Source organism: Pseudomonas sp. Sample_24 (assembly GCF_004307605.1).
In the GTDB taxonomy this organism is placed as follows: domain Bacteria; phylum Pseudomonadota; class Gammaproteobacteria; order Pseudomonadales; family Pseudomonadaceae; genus Aquipseudomonas.
The window spans coordinates 1-13,212 of sequence record NZ_RCNW01000103.1; the positions used below are offsets into that span (position 1 = coordinate 1).

Consider the following 13,212-nt stretch of genomic DNA (forward strand, 5'->3'; position numbering starts at 1 on the left):
AGTCCGACAGCTTGTCGATCAGCACGTCGCCTTCAACCACTTCCAGGCCCAGACGGGTCTTGGCCAGCTCGATCAGCGACAGGCGAGTGATGCCCGGCAGTACTGACGGCGAGTTCGGGGTCACGAACTTGTTGTCATGGGTGATACCGAAGAAGTTGGCCGAACCGACTTCTTCGATCTTGGTGTGGGTCATCGGGTCCAGGTAAATGGCGTCGGCGAAGTTGGCTTTCTTGGCCTTGGAGCCCGGCATCAGGCTGGCGGCGTAGTTGCCACCGACTTTGGCTGCGCCGGTGCCTTGTGGTGCGGCACGGTCGTAGCTGGAAATCTGGAAGTTGTGCGGGGTCAGGCCACCCTTGAAGTAGGCGCCGACGGGAATGCAGAAGATCGAGAAGATGAACTCGGGGGCGGTGCGCACGCCGATGTTGTCACCCACGCCGATCACGAACGGGCGCAGGTACAGCGCACCGCCGGTGCCGTAAGGCGGGATGAAGCGCTCGTTGGCGCGAACCACTGCCTTGCAGGCTTCGATGAACTGTTCGGTTTCTACCTGAGGCATCAGCAGACGCGCACAGCTGCGCTGCATGCGCAGGGCGTTCTGGTCCGGGCGGAACAGGTTGATCGAGCCGTCCTTGCAACGATAGGCCTTCATGCCTTCGAAGCATTGCTGGCCATAGTGAAGGGCCGTCGAGCCTTCGCTGATGTGCAGCACGTTGTCTTCGGTCAGGGTGCCTTTGTCCCACTCGCCATTGCGAAAATACGACAGATAGCGCTTGTCGGTCTTGATGTAGTCAAAACCCAGCTTGTCCCAATTGATGCTTTCGTTACCCATGACACCCTCTATCACTGAACAACCGTCGAAACGGTTCAAGGCTTCTGACGTTTTTTGGATGGGCACAACAATACTTCATTCCGGGCCTGTTTCGCAGCCCGGTCTATCGGCTATTTGCCGCCGACTAGACAATGCTCGAAATCCTGTGGCGAGGGAGCTCGCTCCCGCTCGGCTGCGAAGCAGTCGTAAATCCAGGCAACGCGGTTCGCCATTAAGTCAGCCAGGGGCCGCTTCGCAGCCCGGCGGGAGCAAGCTCCCTCGCCACAGTTGATGGTGTTTACAGATGCAACGCATGCCCCAGAGCACGCAATGCCGCTTCCTGCACCGCCTCGCCAAGCGTCGGATGCGCATGGATGGTGCCGCCGATGTCTTCCAGCCGCGCGCCCATCTCAAGGCTTTGCGCGAATGCCGTGGACAACTCCGACACACCCACGCCTACCGCCTGCCAGCCGACGATCACATGGTTGTCACGACGGGCGACCACGCGCACGAAGCCGCTTTTCGATTCCAGCGTCATCGCCCGGCCATTGGCGGCGAACGGGAAGCTGGAAACAATGCAGTCCAAACCTGCAGCCTTGGCTTCGTCCGGAGTCTTGCCGACCACCACCAGTTCCGGGTCGGTGAAGCACACGGCGGCGATGGCGGTCGGGTTGAACTCGCGGGGCTTGCCACTGATCAACTCGGCAACCATTTCGCCCTGGGCCATGGCCCGGTGCGCAAGCATGGGTTCGCCACTCAGGTCGCCGATGGCATACACATTGCGCATGCTGGTCTGGCAGCGGTTGTCGATTTTGATCGACGACCCGTTCATGTCCAGGTTCAGCGCTTCGAGGTTCCAGCCTTGGGTGTTGGGTTTGCGGCCAACCGCGACCAGAACCTGATCGGTTTCCAGGTTGAGGGTATCGCCGTTCGGCTGCGAAACCTGCAAGGTTTTATTAGAAGAATCAAAGCCTTGTACGCTGTGATTCAAGTAAAGCTTCACACCGAGTTTTTTCAGTTCGTCGTGTACGGGCTGAGTCAATTCAGCGTCGTAGGCTGGCAGAATCCGATCCTGCGCCTCGACCACGCTGACATCGGCGCCGAGCTTGCGGTAGGCAATACCCAGTTCCAGACCGATGTAACCGCCACCTACCACGATCAAGCGCTTGGGTACGGATGTCGGCGCCAGGGCCTCGGTGGACGAGATGATCGGCCCGCCAATCGGCAACATCGGCAGGTTCACGCTTTTCGAACCTGTCGCCAGCACCAGGTGCTCGCATTGAATGCGCGTGTCGCCGACGTCGACGGTTTTACCGTCGACCACGTTGGCCCAGCCTTGCACGACCTGAACCTTGTTCTTTTTCAACAGCGCGGCGACGCCGGTGGTCAGGCGATCGACGATGCCATCCTTCCATTCGACGCTCTTGCCGATGTCCAGCGTCGGCGCCGCAACGCTGATGCCCAGGGCTGAGTGCTGATTATGCTGCTGCGTCTGGTGAAACTGCTCAGCGACATGAATCAATGCCTTGGACGGAATGCAGCCGATGTTCAGGCAGGTGCCGCCCAACGATTGGCCTTCCACCAGGATCGTTGGAATGCCCAACTGACCGGCGCGGATCGCCGTCACGTAACCGCCAGGGCCGCCGCCGATGATCAGCAGCGTGGTGTTCAAAGTCTGCATTGCTTACTCCACAAACAGGGTGGCGGGTTGTTCGAGCAAGCCACGGATGGCCTGGATGAAGAGCGCCGCGTCCATGCCGTCGACCACGCGATGATCGAAGGAGCTGGAAAGGTTCATCATCTTGCGGATCACGATCTGGCCTTTGATTACCATTGGCCGTTCGACGATTTTGTTCACGCCGACGATCGCCACTTCCGGCAGGTTCAGCACCGGTGTGCTGACGATGCCGCCCAATGCGCCGAGGCTGGTCAGCGTGATAGACGAACCGGACAGTTCATCGCGGCCGGCCTTGCCGTTGCGGGCGGCCGTGGCCAGGCGCGAAATTTCCGTCGCGCTGTCCCACAGGCTGCGGGCTTCGGCGTGACGAACCACAGGCACCATCAAACCGCTATCGGCCTGGGTGGCGATACCGACGTGCACCGCGCCGAGCCGGGTGATGACTTGGGCTTCGTCGTCGTAACGGGCGTTGATCTGCGGGAAATCGCGCAGGGCGACGACCAGGGCGCGGACCAGAAACGGCAGCAAAGTCAGCTTGCCGCGGGTCGCACCGTGCTTCTCGTTAAGGTGAGCGCGCAATTCTTCGACGGCGGTGACATCGATTTCCTCGACATAACTGAAGTGTGCCGCGCGCTGGGTGGCGTCCTGCATGCGTTGGGCGATCTTGCGGCGCATGCCGATCACCGGGATCTGTTCTTCATCGTTACGCTGGGCGTAAGCGGCGGCGACCGGTGCCGAGGCGTTGGCTTGACCCTGAGCCAGATAGGCCTCGAGGTCTTCATGCAGCACGCGACCGGCCGGACCGCTGCCACGCACCAGACGCAACTGGATGCCCAGGTCCAGCGCATGCTTACGCACGGCCGGTGAGGCCAGCGGACGCTCATTGGCTTCGCGAGCAATCATCGGCCCCTGGCAAACGGCTGCCTTCGGTGCTGCGGCAGCGACCGGTTTGTTTTCCACCACGGTTTCAGCTTTCGCTGCTGCAACCGGCGCTTGCTTCACCGGTGCCGGTTGCGCCGACTCCTTGACGTTGCCCGCGCCTTCGACTTCGATGCTGATCAGCACGCTGCCGACCGCCATGACTTCGCCCGGCTGACCGCCGAGGGCGATGACCTTGCCATGCACTGGCGACGGGATATCCACCATCGCCTTGTCGGTCATGACATCCGCCAGCACCTGATCCTCGACGACCATGTCGCCGACCTTGACGTGCCACTGTGACAATTCAACTTCTGCAATGCCTTCGCCAATGTCCGGCATTTTAATGACGTGCGTGCCCATTCAGACCTCCATGACCCGTTTCAAAGCCGCGCCCACTCGGGACGGGCCAGGGAAATACGCCCACTCTTGCGCGTGCGGGTAGGGGGTGTCCCAGCCGGTGACGCGTTCAATTGGCGCTTCCAGGTGGTGGAAGCAGTGTTCCTGCACCAGCGACACCAGTTCGGCACCGAAACCGCAGGTGCGGGTGGCTTCGTGAACCACCACGCAGCGTCCGGTTTTCTTCACCGACTTGACGATGGTTTCCAGGTCCAGCGGCCACAGGCTGCGCAGGTCGATAACTTCGGCGTCGATGCCGGTTTCTTCGGCGGCGACTTGCGACACGTACACGGTGGTGCCGTAGGTGAGGATGGTCACATCCTTGCCCGGACGGGTGATGGCGGCGACGTCCAGTGGCACGGTGTAGTAACCGTCCGGCACTTGCGCGGCCGGGTGTTTCGACCACGGGGTTACCGGGCGGTCGTGGTGGCCGTCGAACGGGCCGTTGTACAAGCGTTTTGGCTCGAGGAAGATCACCGGGTCATCGTTCTCGATGGAGGCGATCAACAGGCCCTTGGCGTCGTACGGGTTGGACGGCATGACGGTGCGCAGGCCGCACACCTGAGTGAACATCGCCTCGATGCTCTGGCTGTGGGTCTGGCCGCCATAGATGCCGCCGCCGCAGGGCATGCGCAGGGTCATTGGCGCGGTGAATTCGCCGGCCGAACGATAACGCAGGCGTGCGGCTTCGGAGATGATCTGGTCGGATGCCGGGTAGACGTAGTCGGCGAACTGGATCTCGGCCACCGGACGCAGGCCATAGGCGCCCATGCCCACGGCAACGCCGACGATGCCGCTTTCGGAGATCGGAGCGTCGAAAACCCGCGAGGTGCCGTACTTGTTCTGCAGGCCTTCGGTGCAGCGGAACACGCCGCCGAAGTAGCCGACGTCCTGGCCGAACACCACGACGTTGTCGTCACGTTCAAGCATCACATCCATCGCCGAGCGCAGGGCCTGGATCATGGTCATGGTGGTCGTGGTCATGGCGGTTTCCAACTGAATATTGTTGTTGTGATCGTTCATGTCAGATCCCCAACTGCTGACGCTGGCGCTTCAAGTGCTCCGGCATCTCTTTGTAGACGTCTTCGAACATGGTCGCGGCGCTTGGAATCTGGCCACCGGCGAGGGTGCCGTACTGTTCGGCTTCCTTTTGTGCGGCAATCACTTCGGCTTCCAGTTCGGCACTGACGGCGGCGTGTTCCTCTTCGGACCACTGGCCGATCTTGATCAGGTGCTGCTTGAGACGCGCAATCGGATCGCCGAGCGGGAAATGGCTCCAGTCATCGGCAGGGCGGTACTTGGAAGGATCATCGGACGTCGAGTGTGGACCGGCACGGTAGGTGACCCACTCGATCATGGTCGGGCCGAGGTTGCGTCGGGCGCGTTCGGCAGCCCAGGCGGAAGCGGCGTAGACCGCGTAGAAATCGTTGCCATCGACGCGCAGCGAGGCGATGCCGCAACCGACGCCACGGCCGGCGAACGTGGTCGCTTCACCCCCGGCAATCGCCTGGAACGTAGAGATTGCCCACTGGTTGTTGACCACGTTGAGGATCACCGGCGCGCGGTAAACGTGGGCGAAAGTCAGGGCGGTGTGGAAGTCCGACTCAGCAGTGGCGCCGTCGCCGATCCACGCCGAAGCGATTTTGGTGTCGCCCTTGATCGCCGAGGCCATGCCCCAGCCAACCGCCTGGACAAACTGGGTCGCCAGGTTGCCGGAGATGGTGAAGAAACCGGATTCTTTGACCGAGTACATGATCGGCAGCTGACGTCCCTTGAGCGGATCGCGCTCGTTGGACAGCAGTTGGCAGATCAGGTCGACCAGTGGCACTTCGCGGGCCATCAGGATGCTTTGCTGGCGGTAGGTCGGGAAGCACATGTCGTCGATGTTCAAGGCCAGGGCCTGGGCGCTGCCGATGGCTTCTTCGCCGAGGCTCTGCATGTAGAACGACATCTTCTTCTGACGCTGGGCGACAACCATGCGGTTGTCGTAAATCCGCGTCTTGAGCATGGCGCGCATGCCTTTGCGCAGGATCTCCGTGGGAACGCCTTCGGCCCAAGGCCCCAAGGCATTGCCCTGATCGTCGAGCACGCGAATCAGGCCGCGGGCCAGATCGGCCGTGTCGGCGGGTTCAACGTCGATTGGGGGTTTGCGCACCGTGCCGGCATCGGTCAGATGCAGGTAGGAGAAGTCGGTTTTGCAGCCTGGGCGGCCCGAGGGTTCAGGGACGTGCAGGCGCAGCGGTTCGTACGCTTGGGTCATGGCTTCTACGCTCGATCTTGTGAATTTCTTGTAGTGAGCTGACAGATTTCGTTCTGTGGAAGAAATCTTGTCCTACAACAATCATAGGCCCGGCCAAGAAGAATATTTCTCTCTGTTTCGTTGCGCTTAAGATCATTTGCAGATAAAAAATCTGCATAAACCTAAAAAACAGGTGGTTTTGTCTCATGCGCAAACTTGACCGTACCGATATCGGCATTCTCAACAGCCTTCAAGAGAACGCGCGGATCACCAATGCCGACCTTGCACGCTCGGTCAACCTGTCACCGACACCGTGCTTCAACCGGGTCAAGGCGATGGAAGAGCTGGGTTTGATTCGCGAGCAAGTGACGTTGCTGGATGCTGATCTGCTGGGGCTGCACGTGAACGTGTTCATTCACGTCAGCCTGGAGAAGCAGGTGGAGGAGGCCTTGCAGCATTTCGAAGAGGCGATCTCCGACCGCCCGGAGGTGATGGAGTGCTACTTGATGGCCGGCGACCCGGATTACTTGATCCGGGTGCTGGTGCCGAGCATTCAATCGCTGGAGCGTTTCATGATGGACTTTCTGACCAAAGTGCCGGGGGTGGCGAACATCCGCTCGAGTTTTGCGCTCAAGCAAGTGCGCTACAAGACCGCGCTGCCCCTGCCGGCCAACGGCCTGACGCTCGGCGCGTAAAACCAGGGCAAATCCGTAGGCGCGAAGCTTGCTCGCGATAGCGATCTCAAGGGCGCAATCGCGAGCAAGCTTTGCGCCTACAGATCAGAGTTGATTGATCGGGATTTTAAGGTACGTCACGCCATTGTCTTCCGCCGGCGGCAAATTTCCCGCCCGCACATTGACCTGGATCGCCGGTAGCAGCAGCGTCGGCATGCCCAGCGTGGCATCGCGCCGGGTGCGCATCGCAACGAATGCCGCCTCATCGATGCCGTCACGCACATGGATGTTGCTTTTGCGTTGTTCGCCGACGGTGGTCATGCAATGCGGTTCGCGGCCCTCGGGCGGGTAGTCGTGACAGACATACAGGCGCACGCTGGCGGGGAAGGCCAGCAGTTTATGGATCGAAGCGAACATCTGGTTGGCGTTGCCGCCGGGAAAGTCGCAGCGCGCGGTGCCCACGTCGGGCATGAACAGCGTATCGCCAACCAGAATCACATCGTTGCCGATCAGGTATGCCATGTCCGCCGGGGTATGCCCAGGCACATGCAGGGCCTTGGCCTTGAGGTTGCCGATGGAAAATGACTCGTCCGCAGCGAACAGGTGATCGAACTGGGAGCCGTCGATGCAGAATTGCGGTTCAAGGTTGAACAGCGCCTTGAACACGTTCTGCACCTTGCAGATCGACTGGCCGATGGCGATCCGGCCACCCAGTTCCCGGCGCAGATAGGGCGCGGCGGACAAATGATCGGCGTGGGCGTGGGTTTCCAGTAGCCATTGCACCTGCAGCCGGTGTTCGCGCACGAACGCGATGATCCGGTCGGCCTGCACGGTGGAGGTTCGTCCGGCAGCGGGGTTGTAGTCGAGCACCGGGTCGACGATTGCGCATTGTCCGCCGTCCGCTTCGTAGATCACGTAACTGTAGGTGGAGGAGGCATCGTCGAAAAAAGCTTCAATCAGGGCAGGCATGAGGATTGTTTCTTGCTGAACAAGTCATGAGGTTAGTTTCATTTTCCCTGCGCTGACCAGCCCCCGCGTCATTTCTGTTATCGAAAAATCCGGCTGGGCTCTATCCTGTCACGCTATCGATACCGGGCGTTCCCGGCCTTTGTCATGGATTACGAGCGTTCTATGTTGCTGGCGAGTTTTTTCGGTGTAGTCATGGGTTTGGTGTTGGGTTTGACCGGCGCCGGCGGGGGCATTCTGGCCGTGCCGGCGCTGGTGCTGGGCCTGGGTTGGAGCATGACTACGGCGGCGCCCGTCGCGTTGTTTGCGGTGGGCAGTGCGGCGGCGGTCGGCGCCATCGACGGCCTGCGTCATGGCCTGGTGCGCTATCGCGCGGCGTTGTTGATTGCGGCACTCGGTGCGGTGTTTTCGCCGGTGGGCATCTACTTTGCCCATCAGTTGCCGGAAAAAATCCTGATGGTCCTGTTCAGCCTGCTGATGGTCATGGTGGCCGCACGAATGCTGCGCCGTGAGCGCAAGGATCAAGGGCCAAGCGATCACGGTCACGCCAACTGGGGCCAGAAAAACTGCATGCTCGACCAACAGACCGGGCGCTTTTCCTGGACCGCCAAATGCACCGCGACCCTCGCCGCGCTAGGTGCGGTGACCGGCGTTGTCTCGGGATTGCTGGGCGTCGGCGGCGGGTTCCTGATCGTGCCGGCCTTCAAGCAACTGACCGACGTGCAGATGCGCGGGATCGTTGCCACGTCGCTGATGGTGATCAGCCTGATCTCGGCCATCGGCGTGATCGGTGCTTTCCACGCCGGGGTGCGCATCGATGGCGTGGGCATCGTGTTCATCATCTCAAGCATTGTCGGCATGCTCATCGGCCGCAAACTTAGTGCGCGGGTGCCGGCGCGGGCGTTGCAGGTGGGGTTTGCCAGTATCTGCCTGGTGGTCGCCGCCTACATGCTGTTCAGCGCCAACGCCTAGCCAGTACCGGTTCCTGCGAACGCCAGTTGCGTCGGCAGGCCTAAGCCCTAAGTGGCAAGCCTCGCCGACAGGCGGTCTTACGCCGTTGTAGTCACGCGCCGCTGGCCAATCCAAAGCACCTGAAAACCAGCCCCAAGGCAGCGTATGGCGCCGCCTGTCAGGTTTCGATAATCGCCTCCGACACTTCGTCCCCTGTTTCGGAGCGCCCCATGCACAACAATAAGAAATTCACCCAGCGTTTTCTGCCAGCGTTCATTGCCAGCCTGTACGCGCTCGGCCTGACCCCAGTGGCCGAGGCAGAGATCATGCTGTACGACAAAGACCAGACCACATTTTCCACCGACGGTTACATCAACGCCTTTTACGTCAACAGCGATGTGGACCGCGCTGGCGATCAGTACGATCGTCGGCAGTCGCGGGTGAAGATGGGCTTTCTGCCCAACTACCTGGGGTTCAACATGGGCAAGCAAGTTGACGACCTCAAGCTCGGTGCCCGGGCATCGTTTTGGGTCACCATCAACGACAGTGAAACCAACGGCACCGATACCGCCATCGATGTGCGGCAGTTCTATGGAACAGTGGCCAACCCGCAGTGGGGTGAAGTGCTGATCGGCAAGGACTTCGGTCTGTTCGCCCGTTCCAACATCCTGCTCGACGAAATGCTCGCCGGTTACGGGCAGGTCAGCGATACGTTGGGGCTGGTGGATGGCGGCGGGGTCTCGTTCGGCAACATCGGTACCGGTTACCCGTACCCGTTCCCGACCTCGCAGATCACCTATCGCACCCCGGTGATGGACGGTCTGCGCGTGGCGGTCGGCATCATGGACCCGGTGGACACCAACGACAGCAGCCCGACGGGCAAGGCCTATCAGGAAAACCCGCGAACCGAGAGCGAGATCACCTATCAGTTCGACGTGGCGGGGGCAAAGATCTACAGCTGGGTCAACGGCAGCTACCAGACTTCGGACAACACCGATTCGACCGTCGAGACCGTCACCTCCAAAGGGCTCGGTTATGGCGTGCAGGCGAAGATGGGCGGCCTGTCTCTGACCGGGTCCGGTTTCCAGGCCAAGGGTATCAACCCGTTCTTTACCAACAATGCGGGCGAGCCGACCCTGCGCAACGTCGACAGCGACGGCTACTTGATGCAGGGCTCCTACAAACTGGGCAAGAACCGCCTGGCCTTGTCCTACGGCAAGACCAATGACGACGGCAACGGCGTGGTGGGCAGCGGAGCGGACTACGAGACTCGCGGCATCGCGTTGTTCCATGACGTGAACGACAACCTCAAGCTGGTGGCCGAATACAACCAGTTCGAAATCAACGGTCACGACACCGATGAACAGAACGAAGACACCGATACCTTTGCGGTGGGTGCGGTGCTGACCTGGTAACCCCGGCTGGTGGCCCTGGCCGTGCGCATCGCGGCCAGGGCCGCCAACCGTCTCATCCCATCGAAGCGGTTACCCGCTACCCAAGTAGCATTCGTCGCACCCCACAGACTTCGTACACTCGTGCCTCATACACGCGCCTGCCGGAGGCGATGATGCAGCAGAGCGAAGGGGTCGTCAGTGCAATGTCCCAGGCCACCGATGCCTTTCAGGTGGCGCAGGAGCTGGCGCGGCAGTTGTTGCATCCGCACCTGGGGTTCGTGCTGTTTTTCTGTTCAGCCGAGTACGACTTGCAGGCGTTGGGCAAGGCCTTGCAGCAAAGCTTCGGTGGCATTCGGCTGGCGGGTTGCACCAGCGCCGGAGAAATCACGCCGCTGGGCTACGGACGCAATTGCGTGACGGCGGTGGGCTTCGATCATCGGCATTTTTCAATCGCGGTGGAGCTGATCGATCAAATGGAGCACTTCAGCCTGATCGACGCCCAGCAAATGGTCGAGCGCCTGGTCAGTGGCTGTCGCAGCAATACCCTGGCGCCGATCAAGGGCAACAGTTTTGCCCTGACCCTGCTTGATGGACTGTCCAGCCGTGAAGAAATGGTCCTGGCGGCGCTGAGCGCGGCCTTGGGCGACATTCCGCATTTTGGTGGTTCGGCCGGCGACGATAACTACCTGACCCATACCCATGTGTACTTCGATGGCGAGTTTTACAGTGGCGCCGCCGTGGTGGTACTGGTCAATACCTGGCTGGATTTCGAAGTATTCACCACCCACCACGTAATGCCGCGCGCCGAGAAGTTGGTGGTCACGGGGGCCGACAATGCCTTGCGCCGGGTGTTCGAACTGAATGCCGAACCGGCCGCCGCCGAGTATGCCCGGCATATCGGCGTGCCGGTGGCGCAACTCGATCACCGGGTCTTCGCCGCGCACCCGCTGGCCGTGCGCATCAATGATCAGTACTACGTGCGGGCCATCCAGCAGGTGCATCCGGACCTGAGCCTGAGTTTCTACTGCGCCGTGGAAAACGGCATCGTTCTGACCGCCATGACCCCAGGCCCGATGCTGCCGAACCTGCAAAATCTGTTCGAGGGCTTGCAGGCGCGCCTCGGGGAGTTGCTGTTGACCATCGGGTGCGACTGTTTCCTGCGACGCCTGGAGCTCGAAGACGATGGCAGCCTTGAACAGATCGGCAGTTTTTTGCGTGAGCAACGGGTGATGGGTTTCAACACCTATGGAGAACAGTTCAATGGCATGCACATCAACCAGACCTTCACCGGCGTTGCCATTGCCCGCGGCCGTGCCCCAGGACATCGCTGAACTGCAGGCCGAACTCGCCAGGCTGCGTCTTGAAAACAACAAACTGCAACGCATCAATGGTGCGCTGATCGAGCGGGTCGAATCCGGGGTGACTCGCGGCAATGATCCGTACGCGGCCTTCCAGCACTCGGTCGTGCTGGCCGAGCAAGTGCGCGAGCGCACCGATGCGCTGAACCAGGCCATGGCCGAACTCAAGGCCGGCAATCATCTGCTCAGCGAAGCCCGCCTGCGTGCGGAAACGGCGCACCAACACCTGATTGATGCCATCGAAAGCATTTCCGACGCATTTGTGCTGTTCGACGCCGAGCAGCGCATTGTGCTGTTCAACAGTCGTTTCAAGGCGTTCTGGAGCAAGAGCCGAGTACGAATCAACGCTGGCATGCGCCTGAGCGAGGTCAAGCGCCTGATGATGAGCAACGGCCTGTTCACCGAAGAGCCTCGCGGGCATGCCGATGAAAACCTGCTGTATCGCCTGCAGAACGGGCGCTGGCTGCAAGTCAGCGAGCGGCCGACCCAGGAAGGCGGGCGGGTGATTCTGTTCATCGACATCACCGACGTCAAACTCAGCGAAACCATGCGCCGCGAACAGGCGGTCGCGCAGAAGTCGCATCTATTGCAGCGCGCGGTCGACAACCTCTCGCAAGGGGTGGCGATGGTCAGCGCCGAGGGCATTCTGGAGTTATGGAACCGGCGTTTCCTGGAATTGAGCGGACTGGCACCGGTAGCTGCCCACCGGCCGTTTGCCGAGGTGATTGGCGACAGCGAGTTGACCCTGCTGACCCCGTTCAGCCGCGATGGCAACGGTCGCCCGATACGCGAATGCGAACAGCGTTTATACGACGGCCGGGTCCTGGAAATCCGCACCCATCCATTGCCGACAGGCGGCTTCGTCAACACCTTTACCGACATCACCGAACGCTATCAGCACGCCGAGGCCCTGAGTGAAAGCGAGCGCTGGATCCGCCTGATCACCGATCACGTGCCGGCATTGATCGCCTACCTCAATGCCGACCTGGTCTACGAGTTCACCAACAAGGTCTACGAAGAATGGTATTGCTGGCCGCGGGGCGTAATGCTCGGCCAGAGCTTGCGCGAAGTGCACAGTGAACAGCATTACCAGCGCCTGGAATCCTACGTGGCCAGGGCATTGGCGGGGGAGAGCGTGACCTTCGAGTTTGCTGAAACCAACGTCAACAACCAGGAGCGCTACATGCTGCGTTCCTATGTGCCTAACCGTTTGGCCAATGGAGAGGTGGTAGGGATCTTCGTGCTGATTCGCGATATCACAGAGCGCCGCCGCACGGCCGAGGCGCTGCATCAGGCGTATCAGAACCTTGAGTTGCGGGTGCGCGAGCGCACGGCGGAATTGACCACTCTCAACGATCAATTGTTGCGCGAAATCGGTGAGCGGCGTCTAGTCGAGTCACGCTTGCGCGAGGCCAAGCAGGAAGCCGAACAGGCCAACCTGTCGAAAACCAAGTTCCTCGCTGCGGTCAGTCACGACCTGCTGCAACCATTGAACGCCGCACGCCTGTTCACCAGCGCCTTGCTGGAACGGCGCGAGCCGATGGCCAGCGAGATTCTGGTGCGCAACGTGAGCAATTCCCTGGAAGACGTGGAGAATCTGCTCGGCACCCTGGTGGATATTTCCAAACTCGATGCGGGGGTGATCAAGGCTGACATTGCGCCGTTCGCCCTCAGTGAATTGCTGGACAACCTGGCCGCCGAGTATACCCAGGTGGCACTCAGTGAAGGCCTGCAACTGCGCTACATCGGCTGTTCGGCGTTGGTGCGCAGCGACATTCAGTTGCTGGCGCGCATTCTGCGTAACCTGCTGAGCAATGCGATTCGCTA

The 13,212-nt window shown here is 60.8% G+C and carries 11 protein-coding genes; 5 read left to right on the forward strand and 6 right to left on the reverse strand.

All coding sequences use genetic code 11. The annotated features are described in order from the left end of the window. From D8V06_RS04970 to D8V06_RS04990, 5 genes are all read right to left on the reverse strand, one after another. A partial coding sequence (locus D8V06_RS04970; RefSeq protein ID WP_130930543.1) for a branched-chain amino acid aminotransferase occupies positions 1-829 on the reverse strand: 829 nt, incomplete at its 3' end. A gap of 277 nt (positions 830-1,106) precedes the next feature. Further along, positions 1,107-2,489: a dihydrolipoyl dehydrogenase gene (gene lpdA / locus D8V06_RS04975; protein ID WP_056853494.1), complete on the reverse strand. Its 1,383-nt coding sequence runs from the start codon at positions 2,487-2,489 to the stop codon at positions 1,107-1,109. 3 nt (positions 2,490-2,492) lie between these two features. Next, positions 2,493-3,767 carry a dihydrolipoamide acetyltransferase family protein gene (locus D8V06_RS04980; RefSeq protein ID WP_056853495.1) on the reverse strand — a complete coding sequence of 425 codons (1,275 nt, stop codon included), beginning with the start codon at positions 3,765-3,767 and terminating at the stop codon, positions 2,493-2,495. Next, a complete protein-coding gene (locus D8V06_RS04985) occupies positions 3,768-4,826 on the reverse strand; it encodes an alpha-ketoacid dehydrogenase subunit beta (protein WP_130908204.1) in 1,059 nt (352 codons plus the stop codon). Between the two features lies 1 nt (position 4,827). Beyond that, positions 4,828-6,063, reverse strand: a complete 1,236-nt coding sequence (locus D8V06_RS04990) for a 3-methyl-2-oxobutanoate dehydrogenase (2-methylpropanoyl-transferring) subunit alpha (RefSeq protein WP_130930544.1) — start codon at positions 6,061-6,063, stop codon at positions 4,828-4,830. Between the two features lie 185 nt (positions 6,064-6,248). Here D8V06_RS04990 and bkdR point away from each other — a divergent pair, with 185 nt between their 5' ends. Further along, entirely contained in the window at positions 6,249-6,737 is a 489-nt protein-coding gene (gene bkdR / locus D8V06_RS04995) for a Bkd operon transcriptional regulator BkdR (RefSeq protein WP_041476986.1), read from the forward strand. 84 nt (positions 6,738-6,821) lie between these two features. On the opposite strand, the gene D8V06_RS05000 is transcribed toward bkdR, so the two are convergent. Continuing rightward, the gene (locus D8V06_RS05000; protein WP_056853497.1) at positions 6,822-7,685 is read right to left on the reverse strand and encodes an MBL fold metallo-hydrolase; all 864 of its coding nucleotides are present in this window, start codon (positions 7,683-7,685) and stop codon (positions 6,822-6,824) included. A gap of 162 nt (positions 7,686-7,847) precedes the next feature. On the opposite strand from D8V06_RS05000, the gene D8V06_RS05005 reads away from it, so the two are divergent. From D8V06_RS05005 to D8V06_RS05020, 4 genes are all read left to right on the forward strand, one after another. Continuing rightward, entirely contained in the window at positions 7,848-8,654 is an 807-nt protein-coding gene (locus D8V06_RS05005; protein WP_056853498.1) for a sulfite exporter TauE/SafE family protein, read from the forward strand. A gap of 209 nt (positions 8,655-8,863) precedes the next feature. Beyond that, the gene (locus tag D8V06_RS05010) at positions 8,864-10,048 is read left to right on the forward strand and encodes a porin (RefSeq protein WP_130904749.1); all 1,185 of its coding nucleotides are present in this window, start codon (positions 8,864-8,866) and stop codon (positions 10,046-10,048) included. A gap of 149 nt (positions 10,049-10,197) precedes the next feature. Then, positions 10,198-11,358: a nitric oxide-sensing protein NosP gene (gene nosP / locus D8V06_RS05015; RefSeq protein WP_056853500.1), complete on the forward strand. Its 1,161-nt coding sequence runs from the start codon at positions 10,198-10,200 to the stop codon at positions 11,356-11,358. Beyond that, positions 11,288-13,212: PAS-domain containing protein (locus tag D8V06_RS05020; protein ID WP_130930545.1), on the forward strand; the 1,925-nt coding region annotated here is incomplete at its 3' end. The genes nosP and D8V06_RS05020, both read left to right, overlap by 71 nt.